The sequence below is a fragment of the Actinomadura chokoriensis genome, assembly GCF_039529475.1.
Lineage (GTDB): Bacteria > Actinomycetota > Actinomycetes > Streptosporangiales > Streptosporangiaceae > Spirillospora > Spirillospora bangladeshensis.
The window spans coordinates 85,192-102,508 of sequence record NZ_BAAAMW010000011.1; the positions used below are offsets into that span (position 1 = coordinate 85,192).

Consider the following 17,317-nt stretch of genomic DNA (forward strand, 5'->3'; position numbering starts at 1 on the left):
CACCGCGAGCCTTCGCCGGTGGACGTCCTGCTACAGCGGCGGGCGCTGGAGCTGGAGCGGGTCGTCGGCGCGCGGCGCCGACGTGAAGGTCTGGACGCCGGTCTCGGCGCCCGCCCAGCGCTTGACGTCCGCGATCGCCTTGGCCTGCTCGTCGGCGGGCAGCCGGGCGATGAGGCGGGCGCTGTGGTTCATCCCCGGCGCGACGTAGACGGCCGAGTCGCGGGCACCGCGGCCGAGCGTGAACGGCTCGGCGCCCCACGGGTCGTTGGCGCCGTACAGGAACAGCATGTGGCTGGAGTTGTGGCGCACCCAGCGGTCGATGTCGCGCATGGCGCGGCCGTGGTCGAACCGCATCGGGATGTCACGCGGGACGTAGGTCCGCGGCTGGTAGCTGCTCTCGTAGCGCAGCAATGGCCGCAGGTTCTTGAACTTGGGCGACGGCCAGCCGAGCTGCGTGCCCGCCTGGTAGTAGTACGGGATGTACGGCGCGAGCCCCTGGTCGCTGTAGAACGACAGCCCCGAGATGGCGTCGAGCGTCTGGTAGATCTCGTCGTCGGAGGCGTCCACCGGCGGCAGGGACGCGCAGTCGGACTGCAGGCTGTACTGCCAGAACGCCCACTCGTAGTCCATCACCGAGTTCTCGAACGCGCGGTCCTGCGTGCGCAGGATGGTGAAGGTCAGGCCCTGCTCGTCGGCGGCGGCCTTGAAGCGCTTGAGCATCGCGGGGCGGCGCTTCAGGAACTCGCGGGCGAGCGCCTTGACGTGGGCCCGGCACTGCGGGTCGTCGCCGACGGTCGTGAAGAACGCGTCGTAGGCGCGGTCGTCGTTGTTGTTGACGTCGTTGGGCGCGACGTAGACGACGCTGCCGTCGACGTCGTTCGGGTAGAAGCGCTTGTGGTAGACGGCCGTCATGCCGCCCTTGCTCGCGCCGGTCGAGATCCATTTGCCCTTGTAGATGGTCTTGAGCGCGCCGATGAGCCGGTGCTCGTCGGTGGCGGCCTGCCAGATCGTGTCCTTCGTCCAGTCGGTCGGCTCGGGGCGGGACGGGGTGAAGTAGCGGTACTCCACCGAGATCTGGTTGCCGTCGACCAGGGCCGTCGGCTCGGAGGTGAACATCACCTCCGGCGTGTTGTAGCCGCTGGTGTACAGCACCATGGGCTTGTCCGCCGACTTGTGCTGCAGCATGATGCGCTGCTCGAACCACGGCCCCCCGGGCTTGCGGTGGTCGACGGGCTGCCGGTACTCCAGCCAGAACCAGCGGTAGCCGGGAATCGTCGAGGTCTTCTCCGTCACCTGCATTCCGGGAATGGCCTTGAGCTGGGCGAGAATGTCGCCCGCCTGGGCCGTACCGGCCCGGGCGGGACCGGCCTGCGTGGTGATCGCCGCCTGCGCGGCCGTTGCGCCCGCCCCGGTCATTCCGGCGGCGAGCAGCAGTGCCATCGCTCCTCGTGAGACGCGCCGCATTGTGCCCCTTTCACGTGGGTTCTCCACATTCGCGTCGCGACACTAGAGGGAGAAGACGGCCGAAAACGGATTGCTGTAACGCTTGTTACCTATCCGTGACAGCTCGGTTGTCACCGGGCCGCCGGGGCCGAAACGCCGTTCACGCGGGCGGGGTCAGCGCCACTCCGTCGTCCCACGGGGCCAGGCATTCGAAAAGGCGCTCGTCATGCCAGCGTCCGTCCAGGTGGATGTGGCGGCGGGCCGTCCCGACGGCGGTGAATCCGTTGTTCAGCAGGACGCGCTGGGACGCGTGGTTGTCGAGCCGCGTGAACGCCTCGACGCGGTGCAGACGCAGGGCGCCGAACGCCACGTCGAGCGCCTGCCTGAGCGCCTCTGTGGCGACACCGCGGCCGGCGTGCGCGCGCGCCACCCAGTAGCCGACGAAGCAGCTCTGCAGGGGGCCGCGCAGGACGTTGTTGAGCGTGATCCGCCCGGCGAGCTCACCGTCCACCATGATGGCCCCCGGCCACATCTCGCCGGCGGCGTACGCCTCGATGAGATCGTGCAGGTTGTCGCGCTGGCCGTCGACCGTGAAGTACGACTCGTCCCGCTCCGGTTCCCAGGGGCGCAGGTACTCGCGGTTCTCCCGGACCAGTGCGGCGAGCGCCTCCGCGTCCGCCATCTGGACGACGCGGAGCCGCACACCGGGCGGGCGCCCGTCCAGCACGGACGGCGGCCCGGCCAGCGTGGTCATGCGCGGGGCACCACGTAGCGTCCGATGAACTCGCGCTCCTCCGGCGTCCAGCGGCGCAGCCGGTTCGACTCGACGTCGAACGCGACGAGCGTCGAGGTCGCCTCCGCGTACACGTTCTCGTCGTCCCGCACCTCGTAGGCGAGCTTGACCGAGGCGGCGCGGGCCTCGGTCACCCACGTCTCCACCCGGATCGGGTACACGGTCGGCATCAGCGGCAGCCGGTAGTCGATCTCGTGCCGCGAGATCACCATGCCGCGGACGGGCTGCTCGCCCTTGCGCACCGGGTCTCCGTGGAACATCTCCAGGCGCGCGTCCTCCAGGTAGCCCAGGAACTTGACGTTGTTCACGTGGCCCTGGGAGTCGATGTCGCCGAACCGGATGTTGAACTCGTAGACGTGCCGGTACTCGGCCGGAGGCGTCCGCTGCATGTCCTCGCCTGGGGTATGGGGAACCGGGGGTCGGCCCGATGTTACCCGCAGTAGTTCAGTCCCGGACGAGGGAGGGGCGCTTGCGGTCGAACGTCCACCCGGGGATCAGGTACCGCATCGCCGCCTCGTCGTCGCGGTCGCCGAGCCCGTACCGGCCGTAGAGCCGGTGCGCCTCCTCCAGCCGCTCCTCGTCGATGTCGACGCCGAGGCCGGGTGCGTCGGGGAGGGCGATCTCCCCGCCCGCGATGCGCAGCGGGTCCTTGGTGAGGCGCTGGCCGTCCTGCCAGATCCAGTGCGTGTCGATCGCGGTGATCGCGCCGGGCGCGGCGGCGGCGACGTGCGTGAACATCGCCAGCGACACGTCGAAGTGGTTGTTGGAGTGCGAGCCCCAGGTCAGGCCCCACGCCTCGCACAGCTGCGCCACCCGGACCGAGCCGCGCATCGTCCAGAAGTGGGGGTCGGCGAGCGGGATGTCGACCGCGTCCAGCCGGATCGCGTGGCCCAGCTCCCGCCAGTCGATCGCGATCATGTTGGTGGCGGTGCGCAGGCCGGTCGCGCGGCGGAACTCCGCCATCGTCTCGCGTCCGGAATAGCCCAGTTCGGCGCCGCACGGGTCCTCGGCGTAGGCGAGGACGTCCTTGAGCGCACCGCCGATCCGGATCGCCTCCTCCAGCGACCACGCGCCGTTCGGGTCGAGGTTGATGCGCGCGTCCGGGAAGCGCTCGGCGAGCGCCCGCACCGCCTCGGCCTCCTCGTCGGCCCGGAGCACACCGCCCTTGAGCTTGAAGTCGGCGAACCCGTACCGCTCCTGCGCGGCCTCCGCCTGCCGGATGATCGCGTCCGGCGTCAGCGCCTCCTCGCGCCGCACCCGGAACCAGCCGTCCGCGTCCTTCGGGGGCGCTTCATACGGAAGGTCGGCCTTGTTCCGGTCGCCGACGTAGAACAGGTAGCCGAGCATCGGGACCGTCCGGCGCTGGACGCCGTCGCCGAGCAGCGCCGCGACCGGCACGCCGAGGAAGCGTCCCATCAGGTCGAGCAGCGCCGACTCGATCGCGGTCAGCGCGTGGACGGTGATGCGCGTGTCGTGGGTGAGCGGGCCGCGCCCGCCCGCGTCCAGGTGGCCGAAGGCGGCGCGGACGGAGTTCAGGATCTCGTCCGACCGCCCGATGGGCCTGCCGACGATCAGGCCGCGCGCGTCCTCCAGCGTCCTGCGGATGCCCTCGCCGCCCGGCACCTCGCCGACGCCCGTGGCGCCGGACGAGTCGGTGAGCAGCAGCACGTTCCGGGTGAAGAACGGGCCGTGCGCGCCGCCCAGGTTGAGCAGCATGCTGTCGTGCCCGGCGACCGGCACGACCCGCATCTGCGTGACGACCGGTGTGCTCATCGGGGGACCCCCTGGTAGGCGATCGGCCGCTGGAACCGCTCGATGGCGAGGCTCCCCACGGAGGTCGTGCGCGCGTCGGACGTCGCCGGGAACGGGCCGCCGTGGACCATCGCGTGCCCGACCCTGACGCCGGTCGGCCAGCCGTCCCACAGGATCCGGCCGGCCAGGCGCTCCAGGACGGGCAGCAGCCGCGCCGCGTCGTCGCCGCCGCCGTGGATCGTCGCGGTGAGCTGGCCCTCCAGCCCGCGCGCCACGCCGACGGCCTGGTCGAGGTCGTCGCAGCGGACGACGAGCGAGCAGGCGCCGAAGATCTCCTGCTCCAGGTCGGGGCCGAAGTGCGCGGCGTCCACGACCGCGAGCGCGGCCCGGCAGCCGGCCGCCGCGTCGGGCTCCCGCCCGCGCGCGATGATCTCCACGTCCGGACGGCCTTCGAGCCGCCGGACGCCTTCCGCGTAGGCGCTCGCGATGCCCGGGGTGAGCATCGGCGCGCCGGGGTCGGCCTCGATCCGCTTCGCGGCGGCGTCCAGGAACGCGTCGAGGTGCGGGCCCTTGACCGCGAAGACGAGCCCGGGGTTGGTGCAGAACTGCCCGGCGCCGAGCGTCACCGACCCGACGAACCCCTCGGCCAGTTCGGCGGCGCGCGCGGCGAGGGCGTCCGGGAGCAGGAACACCGGGTTGACGCTGCTCATCTCCGCGTAGACGGGGATCGGACGCGGCCGGTTCGCCGCCGCCCGCGCGATCGCGAGGCCCGCCTTGCGCGACCCGGTGAACCCGACCGCCTGGATGCGCGGGTCGGTCACGAGCGCGATGCCGAGCGTCGGGCCGTCCCCGTACAGCATCGAGAACACGCCCTCGGGCAGGCCCGCCGCCTGGACGGCCTCCGACACCGCGCGTCCGACCAGCTCGCACGTCCCGGGGTGGGCGTCGTGCGCCTTCACGACGACCGGGCAGCCCGCCGCCAGCGCCGACGCGGTGTCGCCGCCCGCGACGGAGAACGCGAACGGGAAGTTGCTCGCGCCGAACACCGCGACCGGGCCGAGCGGCACCCGGCCCTGCCGGATCTCGGGCCCGCCCTCGTTCGCGGGGTCCGTGCTCAGGACCGGGCGGTCGCCGTCGCGGAGGCCGTCCAGCGAACCGGGCGCGGCGGCGGCGCGCAGGTCGGCGGCGAAGAGCCGGAGCTGCCCGGTGGTGCGGCCGACCTCGCCGGTCAGCCGCGCTTCGGGGAGGCCCGTCTCCGACATCGCGCGCCGGACGAGGTCGCCGGCGAGGGCGTCCAGCCTCTCGGCGATCGCGTCGAGGAACGCGGCCCGCTGCTCGGCGGTCGTCGCGCGGTAGGCGTCGAACGCCTCCTCCGCCAGGGCGCAGGCGCGTGCCGCGTCGCCCTCGTCGCCGTAGCGGTACTCGGGGTCGAGGTTCGCACCGGTGCGGGGATCGACGGCGGTGATCGCCCTCCCCGTGCCGGCGACGCGGTCGAAGCCGATCACCATGCGTCCGGTGAGCTGCGCCAAGGTCCGTCCTCCGTCCGTGTGGTCCGCAACGGACGATAGGAGACGGGAACGATACCTGTCCAACACGAAAAACGCATCGTTCGATTCGCGGGAGGTATCAGTCTTGAGGGGCGAACGGATCGGTCACCGGACCGGTCGGCAGCGCCGCCGACACGCTGTTCAGCAGGCCGGCGAACTCCGCCAGGCAGGTGGTGCACCGCGCGGCGTGCCGGCTCAGCTCCCGGATCTCCTCCTCGCTGAGCACCCGGTCGGCCGGGACGTCGCGGACGCGGCCGCAGCGGGCCCGCGGCTCGGGCCGGAAACCGGCGAGCATCGCATCGATCCGGTCGGCGGCCTCGGGATGGCCGGCCGCATAGGCCTCCGCGTACGCCTGCGCGGCCTCGGTGACCAGCGGCAGGTCCTCGCGGCCGCGCGACCCGGCGAGCCGGTCGAGCGTCCGGCCCAGGCGGAGCGCGGCGTCCGCGTGGTCGTTGCCGGCCGCGATCCGGTACCAGCGGGCGGCCTCGCCGAGGTTCCCGTCCGCCTCGTGGCGGCGCGCCAGCTCGTAGGCGGCCCGGTCCAGTTCGAGCGACTCGACGAACGACGCGTGCCTGGCCCGGACGATGTCGTCGCGCTGCCGCCGCCGGAACTCCTCCTCCACCTCGCCGAGCCCGACGGCGAACTCCCCCTCGGGCATGGACGCGATGGCCGCCGCGGCATCGGCGAGGGCACCGTCCAGGCCCCCGCGGGACGGCGTCCGCACGGCGCCGTCACGAGGACCCCTCACCGCGCCTCGCCCTCCGCCGCGCCGACGAGCCCGGCCATCCGCCCGCGCGCCCGCTCCACATGCGTCGCGGCGGCGTCCTCGCTCACGCCGAGGATGCGCGCGACGTCCGGCACGGGGAACTCCAGCAGGCAGTGCAGCGCGACGGCCTCCCGCTGCCGCCGCGGCAGCCCGCGGACCGCCGCCATCACGTCGCCTCCCGTTTCGCCCGCGACCATCTCGTCCAGCGACGTGCACTGCTCGCGCGCCTTCGCCTGCCAGCGCCGCAGCAGGGTGGTCGCGACCCGGAACAGCCAGACGCCCGGGCGCTCGCAGGTGACCAGCTCGTCCCAGCCGCACCGCGCGGCGAGCAGGCTCTCCCGCGTGATGGCCTCGACCCAGCGCCGGTCGGCCGTCTGGGCCCGCAGATACCCGGTGAGCCGCGGCGTCCAGTGCCGGTAGAACGCCGGGAACGACGTCAGCGTCTCCCGGTCCCCGCTCACCGCGCCGCCCGGCCCGGCCATGGCCCGCCGCAGAAGATCAGCGACTCCACCACAAAGCTCCTCCGCAGTCGCACGAACGACTTTCATCCCAGTCTTACGCATATGACTGCCACCGGAGCTCACATTCACCAACATCCACCGCACCACCCCAGTGATCAAAAACACCAATGACCGCCAGGTCACCAAAACCCCGCGCCTTCCAGCCCTGATACCCCCAGTCAAGCCCACCAGGAAATTGGAAAACACTCACCAAACCAGACATTCCCCCAACAACACCCGAACCAAATTCCACTCCCTGCGCCCCGCACTCTCTCCCATTTCAACCCCCGCAGGACCGGCCAATCCGAGACCGCAACGGCGACCATCCATGAAGAGTTGGGACCCAGCCCACATGACCGGCCGACCAGCCTGGAACCACGGACCGGCCCAGCGACTCGACCGCTCGCGGGGTGAACGCCGGGCTCAGCAGCCTGCGCATCCGGGTGTGGCCGGGGCGCGCCCTGTCAGGGCGGGAACGCGAACGGCCGCGCGGCACCGGTGAGGGTGTCCGCGCGGCCGTTCGGCGTGGTGCGGTGGGTCAGTCGCGGGTGAGCTTGCGGTGCGTCACCCGGTGCGGGCGGGCGGCGTCGGCGCCGAGGCGCTCGATCTTGTTCTTCTCGTAGTCGGCGAAGTTGCCCTCGAACCAGAACCAGTTCGAGCCCTCTTCCCACGCGAGGATGTGGGTGGCGATGCGGTCCAGGAACCAGCGGTCGTGCGACGTGATCACGGCGCAGCCGGGGAATTCCAGGAGCGCGTTCTCCAGGCTGGACAGGGTCTCGGTGTCCAGGTCGTTGGTCGGCTCGTCCAGCAGCAGGACGTTGCCGCCCAGCTTGAGGGTCAGCGCCAGGTTGAGGCGGTTGCGCTCGCCGCCCGACAGGACGCCCGCCGGCTTCTGCTGGTCGGGGCCCTTGAACCCGAACGCGGCGACGTAGGCGCGGGACGGCATCTCCACATGGCCGACGTTGATGTGGTCGAGCCCGTCCGAGACGACCTCCCACACCGTCTTCTTGGGGTCGATGCCGCCGCGGCCCTGGTCGACGTAGGAGACCTTGACGGTCTCGCCGAGCCGCAGTTCACCGGAGTCCGGCTGCTCCTCGCCGACGATCATGCGGAAGAGCGTGGTCTTGCCGACGCCGTTCGGGCCGATGACGCCGACGATGCCGTTCGGCGGCAGGTTGAACGACAGGTCGTCCATCAGCACCCGGTCGTCGAAGCCCTTCGTCAGCTTGTCGGCGACGATCACCGTGTTGCCGAGGCGCGGGCCCGGCGGGATCTGGATCTCCTCGAAGTCCAGCTTGCGGGTCTTGGCGGCCTCCGCGGCCATCTCCTCGTAGCGCTCCAGACGCGCCTTGCTCTTCGTCTGCCGCGCCTTCGGGTTGGAGCGGACCCACTCCAGTTCGTCCTGGAGGCGCTTCTTGCGCTTGGCGTCCTTGTTGCCCTCGACCTTGAGCCGGTCGGCCTTCTTCTCCAGGTACGTGGAGTAGTTGCCCTCGTAGGGGTAGCAGCGGCCGCGGTCGAGCTCAAGGATCCAGGTCGCCACGTTGTCGAGGAAGTACCGGTCGTGGGTGACGGCCAGCACGGTGCCCTCGTACTTGGCGAGGAACTGCTCCAGCCACTGGACGCTCTCCGCGTCCAGGTGGTTGGTGGGCTCGTCCAGCAGCAGCAGGTCGGGCGCCTCCAGCAGCAGCTTGCACAGCGCCACGCGCCGCCGCTCACCACCCGACAGCTTGCTCACGTCGGCGTCGCCGGGCGGGCAGCGGAGCGCGTCCATCGCCTGCTCCAGCTGGCTGTCGAGGTCCCAGGCGTTGCGATGGTCGAGCTGCTCCTGCAGCTTGCCCATCTCCTCCATGAGCTCGTCGGAGTAGTCCGTCGCCATCTTCTCGGCGATCTCGTTGAACCGGTCGACCATCGCCTTGGTCTCGGCGACGCCCTCCTGCACGTTCCCGAGGACGGTCTTCTCCTCGTTCAGCGGGGGCTCCTGCTGGAGCATGCCCACGGTGAACCCCGGCATGAGGCGCGCTTCGCCGTTGGAGGGCTGTTCCAGACCGGCCATCATCCGCAGCAGCGTCGACTTGCCGGTGCCGTTCGGCCCCAGGACTCCGATCTTCGCGCCCGGCAGGAAATGCAGGGTGACGTCGTCCAGGACGACCTTGTCGCCATGTGCCTTGCGCACACGCTGCATCGTGTAGATGTACTCGGCCATATCCTCAAGCCTAGAGGGTCTCGGGCACCGCTTCGTCGCCCGTGCCGCCCCTGCACGCCCACACGCCCGATACGACCGGCGAGCCCCCGGTCACCGGTGTCGGGTGTCAGCTGTTGCCGGACGTTTTAGGGCCGTCCAGTGCCGGTAGGCACACTCGGTCGCGGCCGGACGACTTGGCGCGGTAGAGGGCCAGGTCGGCGGCGGCCAGCAACTCCAGCAGGTCTTGGCCGTGGGTGCGGAAGAGCGCGACGCCGACGGACACCGTGACCGTGACCGTCCCCTCCTCGGCCGGCACCGCGAGCCTGCGGACGCGGCCGCGGAGCCGTTCCGCCACGCGGCACGCCTCCACGGTGTCGGCGCCCGGCAGCAGCACCACGAACTCCTCGCCGCCGAACCGGCCCACCACGTCGTAGTCGCGCAACTGGTGGCAGAGCGTGCTGGCCACCCCCACGAGCACCTGGTCGCCGATCAGGTGGCCGTGGGTGTCGTTGACCCGCTTGAAGTGGTCGATGTCGATCAGCAGCAGGGCGACCGCGTCGTGGGTGCGCTGCGCCCTGGACAGCTCCGTGTCGGCCTCCCGCTGCCAGGCGGCCGCGTTCAGCAGGCCCGTCTTGGCGTCGGTGCGGGCGGCGGCCTGCAACTGCTGGTGCATCAGGCTGCGCTGCAGCAGCATCACGGGGGGCAGCGCCAGGAAGAGCAGGCCGAGCGACAGGGCGCTGGTGATCGCGACGAGGGTGCCGACGCACAGCTCCACCACGTCCAGCAGCAGGCTCTCGCGGGTCCACAGGACGTCCCGCCAGCGGCTCTCGGGGTTCGCCGCGTGCGCCGCGACCGCGACGAGCGCCGCGTTCACCACCGTGAACAGCGCGGCGCATCCGACGGCGGCCGGGATGCCCGGATACGCGTCGACGACCCACTGCGGCGCCCCCTCCAGCGGCTCCGGCACCACCAGGTGGAACACCACGGAGGCGCACGCACCGGCGATCCCGACGGCGGCGGCGACGACCGCACGCCGGTAGACCAGCGTCCGCCGCACCCGGAACTGCAGCAGCGTCTGCACCGGCACCGGGATCAGCAACGCGTACACCGGCGGCAGCAGCAGCGCGACCGGCAGCCACCAGGCCGACAGCAGGTCGCGGGCGACCCCGGCCGGCATGCCGAGCCGCCGGGTCGCCTCGATGCACACCGCCCCGCACGCCAGCAGCGCCGCGAACGTCATCAGGTCGTCGGCCCGGAACGGGGTCTCCACGAGCCCCGCGACGATGAGCGCCAGATGTACGGCGACGACCACCGGCACGTAGATCACGAGCAGGGACGGACGCCCCAGTCGCGCCCGGCGCCCGGGCGTGCGGGCCAGTTCCCCACCACGGTCCTCGGCGGACGACTGCACTGCCGTCATCCTTCCCCCTTACGCGAATCACGTTGTGTAACACGATAGTTGCAACGTGTGCGGAACGGGCGTGAAACAGGTACGTTCGGGAAGGCACATGCGGGTGACCGTCCCGGCCACCCGCATCCGGGCCCGCGGGATCGCGGTGCTCAGCACATCCTGAGGGGGATATCGCCATGCGCGGCATTTCCTGGATATGACCAGGCCGCAGAAACACCCCTACGGCGCGGGGACGCCGGCCGGGCCCCACACCGGCCGGCCCCCCGCTCCCCCGAACAAACGCACGCGACCCCCACACCGCCCCGCCCCAAAGACACCTCCACCCACCAACCGCCGCCCAGGGCGCCCGACTCACCCAAGACACGCCCACTTGGCCCACAAGCCAGACGCCTCACACGTCAACATGCGCCTGACAGCACACGCCCGCACCTAACAAGCCCGCACACGACGCGGCAACACGGCGACGCGGCAACACGGCAACGCGGCGACGCGGCGACGCGGCACACAGCCCCGCAATATGCGACAGCGCAAGCGACCACGCCCCACGCGACCGCGCGGCTCACATCCCCCCACCTCACGTAGCCGCACCTCACCCGGCCCCGCGCATCCCATGACCACGCACGACGTAGCCACCCTTGGCACGGCCATGCACGACATGGCCACGTGCATGGCCGCACCTTGCGAGGCCGCGGTTCAGGCGGCCGAGGCTCACATGACCGCGCATCACGTAGCCGCGCACCCGCCACCCGCGTCCGACGGCCACCCACATCACATGACCACCCACAACGCGGCCGCACCTCACGTGGCCCGCCTCATATGGTCGGCACCTCACATGGCCCCGCGTCACATGGCCGCGCACGACCTAGCCGCGCAGACCGTGGCCGCGCACCACGTCACCCCGCGTCACGTGGCCGCGCAGACCGTGGCCGCGCAGACCGTGGCCGCGCCTTGCGAGGACGCGGCTCACGGGGCCACACGTCACCTGACCCCTCCTACGCGCCGCGCCTCACGAGGACGAGCACACGTGGCCGCGTCTTACGGGCCGCGCATAACGCTGAGTCACGTTACGTCCCATCAAACGTCACCCTGCGTCACGTGGCCGCGCAGACCGTGGCCGCGCCTTGCGAGGACGCGGCTCACGGGGCCACACATCACCTGACCCCTCCTACGCGCCGCGCCTCACGAGGACGAGCACACGTGACCGCGCCTTATGTGGCCGCGCATCACGTCACCCCGCTTCACGCGGTCGCATTGCATGGTCGCGCCTTGGGGGCCGCCGGGCGTATGGCTGCGCATCCGTGGGCGTTTGTTATGTGCCCCGCCTAGCCTGCTCTGTCTACGTGGCCGTGCGTTGCGGTGGCTCTGTTTTGTGTGGCTGTGCCTTGCGAGGGCGTGGGGGCGTGGTCTCGTTTCTTGTGGTTGGGGGTGCTCTGCGGGTTAGGCGGCTTTGGGTTCTTCTTCGGTTGGGGTTGTCAGGGCCCATTGGTCGGCGGTTTCGCGGGCCAACTGGCGGTCTTCGTCGGTGAGGGGGCCGCTTCGTTGGGTGGGGCGGAAGTCGACGGTGCCTCGGTTCAGGTCAGGGCCCAGGGTCATGGCCTCGACCTCGGCGGAGAAGCGCCACTGGTCGTCGCGTTCGTACTGGCGGATGCGGAGGCGGCCGGTGAGGACGACGGGGGTGCCGCGCCGGAGTTCGGACGCGTTGACGTTCTCGGCGAGGTTGCGCCAGCAGTTGACCGTGACGTGGAGGGGCTCGTCGTCCTGCCACTGGTTGGTCTGGCGGTCGAAGCGGCGGGGTGTGCAGCCCACCCGCAGGGAGAGGAACGGCGTTCCGTTGGACGTTACGGCGTAGCGGGGCTCCGCGGCGACCCAGCCGGTGATGGTGACGTGCGCCTCGTTCACTGTGACCTCCGTTGTCTCGGTTGCGAGACCAACGGTGGCCCAGCGGGAGGGCGGGCGGCAGGGGGTCGGGGAATTGTGGATAACTCAGCCGAGGGCCAGGTCGACGTCCTCGCGGAAGCGGGCGTAGATCTCCAGGTCGTCCTCGATGGGCTCGACGACCTTCTCGAAGGCGACGCGCTCGATGCCGAGCCGCATGTGGTGCTCCATCTTCTCGCCGTGCTTGGCGGACGACAGCGCGACCAGGTTGCGGCAGGCGGAGGCGGTGAGCCAGCCCATGCCGAGGGTGCAGACCACCAGGACGGCCACGTAGGGGATCAGGCCCGCCTGGCCGATGAGGCCGCCCGGGTCGTCGCCGCCCGCGCCGAGGAGGCCGTAGGCGACGAGGAAGCCGATCCACACGACGCTGAGGACGGCGACGAGGACGAGGAAGTACTGCCAGGTCTTCACCAGCCACCACCAGCGCGGCACCGCGTTGAAGGTGGGCAGGGCCTCCTTCAGCGAGTCGCCGAGCGCCTCGGGGATCTCGGTGGCGTGGAAGCGGGCCGCGGCGCGGACGGAGCGTCCCCAGTGGGTCGGGAGGGCGGGGGTCAGGCCCTCGGTGACGCTCTGGAGCGCGTTGTCGACGTCGCCCTGCTGGGCGCCGATCGGGCCGGTGAAGGCGTTGCGGAGCTCCTCGCGCAGTTCGGTGAGGCGCATCCGGCGCAGGGGGTCCGAGCGGAGCCGGTTGACGATGGCGGTGACGGGCCAGCCGACGAAGTCGGCGGCGCGCAGTTCGTAGGCGCTCTCCATGGCCTCGGCGACGGCGGGCGCGCCGGCGGCGTCGGTGAGGGCCTGGATCAGCTCGGCGCGGCGGCCGTCGTCGACGGTGGTCGGCGGCTCGGCCTCGAAGCGGTAGGCGGTGAAGCGCTCGGCGACCCGGTCGACGTCGGCGGACAGGCGCTCGGTGCGGGCGCGGCGGGCGGCGACGGTGTCGATGAGGACGTCGCGGAAGCCGTGCACGCCGTCCTCGGCGACGGCGGAGGTGGTCACGATCCGCGGGTCGGCGAGGCCCTCGGCCTCCAGCAGGCGGCGCAGGTCGGCGACGCAGTCGTCGATCTCGTGCGGGGCGAGCCGGTCGACCTGGTTGAGGACGATCAGCGTGACGCCGGTGTGCCGCGCGAACGGGACGATGTAGTTGCGGTGCAGGGCGGCGTCGGCGTACTTCTGCGGGTCGACGACCCAGACCAGGAGGTCGGCGATGGTGACGAACCGGTCGACCTCGGCGCGGTGCACGGCCTGGATGGAGTCGTGGTCGGGCAGGTCGATCAGCACGAGGCCCTGCAGGCCGGCGTCGGCGCGCTCCAGGTCGAGGGCGCTGGCGCGGGCGTAGCGGTGCCGCTTGTCGACGTCGAGCCAGTCGAGCAGCGGCCCGGCGCCGTCCAGTCCCCAGACGCAGGAGTGGGCCTTGGACGTCATCGGGCGGCGCATCCCGGTCGGCGACAGCTCGAGCCCGCAGATCGCGTTGAACAGGGACGACTTGCCGCTGCCAGTGCCGCCGGCGAGGGTGACGACGGTGTGGTCGCCGGACAGCCGCAGCCGCTGCCCGGCGCGGTCGAGCAGCGCCCGCGCGTCGTCGAGGACGGGCTGCTCCAGCCGTCCGTACCCGGTCTGGACGAGCCGGTCGAGGGCGTTGAGCCGGTCGACCAGCCCGGGCGGGCCGGTGGGCACGGCCGCAGGGGCGGCCTCGCCGAGCGTCGGGATCCCGCCGGTCGCCGCAGGCGAGTTCGCGGGGAGGGCCGAGGTGGTCATCGGGCGACCTCGAGGTTGTAGGTGGCCTGGTACAGCTGGACGGGGACGGTCTCGTCCGGGATGCCGGCCGAGTCGAGCACCTGCCCGAACCGGATGGCCTCCTCGTCGAACAGCATCCCGATGCGGCTGCGCAGGTCGGCGCGGGCCTTGGCGCCCATGCCGCGCAGCGACTCGGCGCCGAACAGCGCCTTCAGCAGCCGCTGCGGGACGGCGCTGTTGCCGCCCTCGACGGCCACGTCGGACGTGCCGTAGCCGAGCAGGCCGATCATCAGGACGAGGGAGACCGCCTCGGTGTCGAACGAGACCAGCTTCGCGACCGAGCGCTTGGTGACGCCCTCGGTGCGGATCAGCTCCTGGACGTGGTCCTGCCAGGAGCTGACGGCCCGGGTGACGCGGCGCGACAGCTCCGGGGAGACGTGCGCGAGGTCGGCGTCCACCCCGGCGAGGACCTGCCGCCCGGACGGGTGGTCGCGCCAGCGCGCGATGACCTGCTCGGCGCCGTGCTCCGCGGACGCCATGATCAGTGATTCGAGCCCGCTGCGCAGCGCCGCCTTCAGCGCGCGCACCCGGGCGGGGCTGCGCCGGCCGGCCCGGCGCCCGGCGGCCCGGCCGCGCCGGGACCGCTGCACGTGCAAGGCCTTCAGCAGGTCGCCGGTGCCGGCGAAGTCCTGCCAGCGGGCGAGGACCTCGCCGCGCAGCAGGGAGCCGTTGCGGGTGGCCTCGTCGAGTTCGGCGAGGGCGGTGCCGTACCCGGCCTCGACCTCGCGGGCCAGCTCGGCGCGCTGCTCGACCTGCGCCTCGACCTGCCGGGCGACCTCGGGGACGCGGGTGCGCAGGCTGTCCAGGACGGCGGCGAGGGTGTCGCTGATGACGATCTCGCGGTCGTCGGCGTCCTCGGCGACGCCGATCAGCCATTCGCGGATGTCCTCGACGGTCTCCTCGGGGAGCCGGCTGTTCTCGATGCGGGTCTCGGGGATGGTGAAGCGCTGCGCGTCGCCGACCTCGTGCTCGTCCAGCATCTCGCCGAAGTGCTCGACGACCTCGGCGCCGGCGCCGTCCGGGACGCGGGACAGGACGACGCCGATCGTGGCGCCGTTCTCCTTGGCGCGCTGCAGCATCTGCCACACCTGCGCGTCGGCGTAGCGGGCGGCGGTGGTGACGCACAGCCACAGGTCGGCGGCGGCCATCAGCTTGGTCGCGAACTCGTAGTGGTCCTCGAAGACGGAGTCGAAGTCGGGGCTGTCGAGCAGCGCGAGGCCGGGCGGCAGCACGTCGCTGCCGATGATGACCAGCTGGTCACCGGCGATGGCGTCGGGCGCCGGGCCGCGGACGCGCCCCATGCCGGGCAGCATCGGCCCGTTCATGAACCACTCGGTGTGGTCGGGGTGGCAGACCAGGATGGGGCTGCTGGTGGTGGGGCGCAGCACGCCGGTGGCGCTCACCCGGGCGCCGACGAGAGTGTTGACCAGCGTGGACTTGCCGGCGCCGGTCGACCCGCCGAGCACCACGAGCATCGGGGCGCCGGCGGCCTGGATGCGCGGGAGGACGTAGTCCTCCAGCTGGCCGCGCAGCTCGGCGCGGGCCTCGCGGGCCTCCTGCACGCCGGGGACGTCCAGCAGCAGATCGAACGCGCCGAGCTGGTCGCGCAGCGCGGTCAGCGCCCGGATCAGCTCGCCCTGGCGGACCGTGCCGCCGCCCGCGGGGGCCGGCCGGGGGGCGCGGCGCCGCCCGGCCTTGGCCCTGCCCCTGCTCTTGCCGGACGGGGCCGCTTTCTCCGGCGCATCGGGGGTCTCAGAGGTGTCGGGGGGCTCAGAGGTGTCGGGGGTGTCGGAGGTCTCGGGGCTGTCCTTGTCAGGCACGGCGTCCTTCTCGGGCACGGCGTCCAGACCGGGCGCGGAGTCATCGATCCCGCGTTCCCGGCCGGCGGCCTCCTCGTCGTGGACCGCGCTTCGCTCTGCCGGGGGTGTCACGGATCCCGTCCCATGTCCGCTCGAATCACGTCGATCTCTCGTGCCACGTTCACCACGTCGCCGACGACCACGATCGCCGGGGGTCGGACGCCGGCGGCGGACATCTCGTCGGCCACCGTGCCCAGCGTCGCCGTCAGCGCGCGCTGGCCGGGGAGCGTGCCGTCCTGTACCACGGCCACCGGCGTGTCGGACGATCGACCATAGCGCATGAGCGCCGGTGCGATGAGCGCCATCCGCTCCACCGCCATGAGCAGGACGATCGTGCCGTTCGCGCGGCCCAGCGCCGCCCAGTCGACGGTCGAGTCGGGGTGGCCGGGCGGGACGTGCGCGGAGACGACGTGGAACTCCTGCGACACCCCGCGGTGGGTGACCGGGATGCCCGCGGCGGACGGCACGGCGACCGCGCTGGTGATGCCGGGGACGACCGTGACCGGGACGCCGTGCCGGGCGCAGTACAGGGCCTCCTCGCCGCCGCGCCCGAACACGAACGGGTCGCCGCCCTTGAGCCGGACGACGAAGCGGCCCGCCCTGGCGTGCTCGACCAGGTACTCGTTGATGCGGTCCTGGGTGACGGTGCGCCCGTAGGGGATCTTGGCGGCGTCGATCACCTCGACGTCGGCGGCCAACTCGTCCAGCAGGCCGCCGGGGGCGAGCCGGTCGGTGACGACGACGTCGGCCATGGCGAGCAGCTGCCGCCCGCGCACGGTGATCAGGCCGGGGTCGCCGGGGCCGCCGCCGACGAGCGCGACCCCCGCGGGCTTGCGCCGGGAGTTCCGGGATTCGAGCGCGCCGTCGCGCAGCCCCTCGACCACGGCGTCGCGGATGCCGGCGGCGCGGCGCGGGTCGCCGCCGAGCAGGACGCCGACGGTCGCGTCGCCCGCGTGCCCGCTCGCGGGCGTCCAGGCGGGAGACGCCTCGGCATCGTCGGCCCGGACGGCCCAGATCCGCGCGGCGTCGGCCTCGGCGACCACGTCCCCGTTGACGCGGGGGTCGTCGGTGACGGCCTGCACGAGCCAGGCGCCCCGGCAGTCGCCGCGCTTGTACGGGCGCTGGTGCCAGGTGATCCGGCCGTGGTCGGCGAGGCCCTCCAGGGTCGCGGTGACGGCGGGCGAGACCAGGACGACGTCGGCGCCCGCGTCCAGGAGCGCGGGGACCCGGCGCTGGGCGACCCGGCCCCCGCCGACGACGAGGACGCGTCGCCCGGCGAGTCGCAGGCCAAGCAGGTACGGGGGCACGTGGTGGTTCTCTCGACGACGGTGACCGGCA

Annotated in this window: 13 protein-coding genes; all 13 read right to left on the reverse strand. The window is 72.2% G+C overall.

Annotation, left to right across the window (positions count from 1 at the left end; translation table 11 throughout):
• Positions 1 to 30: 30 nt before the first annotated feature.
• The gene (locus ABFX46_RS23570) at positions 31 to 1,440 is read right to left on the reverse strand and encodes a S28 family serine protease (RefSeq protein WP_346045215.1); all 1,410 of its coding nucleotides are present in this window, start codon (positions 1,438 to 1,440) and stop codon (positions 31 to 33) included.
• 163 nt (positions 1,441 to 1,603) lie between these two features.
• Entirely contained in the window at positions 1,604 to 2,197 is a 594-nt protein-coding gene (locus tag ABFX46_RS23575) for a GNAT family N-acetyltransferase (protein ID WP_346045216.1), read from the reverse strand.
• Positions 2,194 to 2,625: an acyl-CoA thioesterase gene (locus tag ABFX46_RS23580; RefSeq protein ID WP_346045217.1), complete on the reverse strand. Its 432-nt coding sequence runs from the start codon at positions 2,623 to 2,625 to the stop codon at positions 2,194 to 2,196. Before ABFX46_RS23580 ends, ABFX46_RS23575 begins: the two co-directional genes overlap by 4 nt.
• A 55-nt stretch (positions 2,626 to 2,680) precedes the next feature.
• A complete protein-coding gene (locus ABFX46_RS23585; protein WP_346045218.1) occupies positions 2,681 to 4,009 on the reverse strand; it encodes an enolase C-terminal domain-like protein in 1,329 nt (442 codons plus the stop codon).
• Complete coding sequence (locus ABFX46_RS23590; RefSeq protein WP_346045220.1) at positions 4,006 to 5,517, reverse strand: aldehyde dehydrogenase (NADP(+)); 1,512 nt, start codon at positions 5,515 to 5,517, stop codon at positions 4,006 to 4,008. Before ABFX46_RS23590 ends, ABFX46_RS23585 begins: the two co-directional genes overlap by 4 nt.
• A gap of 97 nt (positions 5,518 to 5,614) precedes the next feature.
• Positions 5,615 to 6,283, reverse strand: a complete 669-nt coding sequence (locus tag ABFX46_RS23595; RefSeq protein ID WP_346045222.1) for a hypothetical protein — start codon at positions 6,281 to 6,283, stop codon at positions 5,615 to 5,617.
• A complete protein-coding gene (locus ABFX46_RS23600) occupies positions 6,280 to 6,783 on the reverse strand; it encodes an RNA polymerase sigma factor (protein WP_346045223.1) in 504 nt (167 codons plus the stop codon). The genes ABFX46_RS23595 and ABFX46_RS23600 overlap by 4 nt, the downstream gene beginning before the upstream one ends.
• Positions 6,784 to 7,339: 556 nt before the next feature.
• Positions 7,340 to 9,004: an energy-dependent translational throttle protein EttA gene (ettA, locus tag ABFX46_RS23605; RefSeq protein ID WP_346045225.1), complete on the reverse strand. Its 1,665-nt coding sequence runs from the start codon at positions 9,002 to 9,004 to the stop codon at positions 7,340 to 7,342.
• Between the two features lie 106 nt (positions 9,005 to 9,110).
• The gene (locus ABFX46_RS23610) at positions 9,111 to 10,403 is read right to left on the reverse strand and encodes a sensor domain-containing diguanylate cyclase (protein ID WP_346045226.1); all 1,293 of its coding nucleotides are present in this window, start codon (positions 10,401 to 10,403) and stop codon (positions 9,111 to 9,113) included.
• A gap of 1,428 nt (positions 10,404 to 11,831) precedes the next feature.
• Entirely contained in the window at positions 11,832 to 12,293 is a 462-nt protein-coding gene (locus ABFX46_RS23615; RefSeq protein WP_346045228.1) for a single-stranded DNA-binding protein, read from the reverse strand.
• 84 nt (positions 12,294 to 12,377) lie between these two features.
• A complete protein-coding gene (locus tag ABFX46_RS23620) occupies positions 12,378 to 14,081 on the reverse strand; it encodes a GTPase family protein (RefSeq protein WP_346045230.1) in 1,704 nt (567 codons plus the stop codon).
• Positions 14,078 to 16,051, reverse strand: coding sequence for a GTPase family protein (locus ABFX46_RS23625; RefSeq protein ID WP_346045232.1), 1,974 nt, complete (start codon positions 16,049 to 16,051; stop codon positions 14,078 to 14,080). Before ABFX46_RS23625 ends, ABFX46_RS23620 begins: the two co-directional genes overlap by 4 nt.
• Positions 16,048 to 17,286, reverse strand: a complete 1,239-nt coding sequence (gene cobA, locus ABFX46_RS23630) for a uroporphyrinogen-III C-methyltransferase (protein WP_346045234.1) — start codon at positions 17,284 to 17,286, stop codon at positions 16,048 to 16,050. Before cobA ends, ABFX46_RS23625 begins: the two co-directional genes overlap by 4 nt.
• Between the last annotated feature and the right edge of the window lie 31 nt (positions 17,287 to 17,317).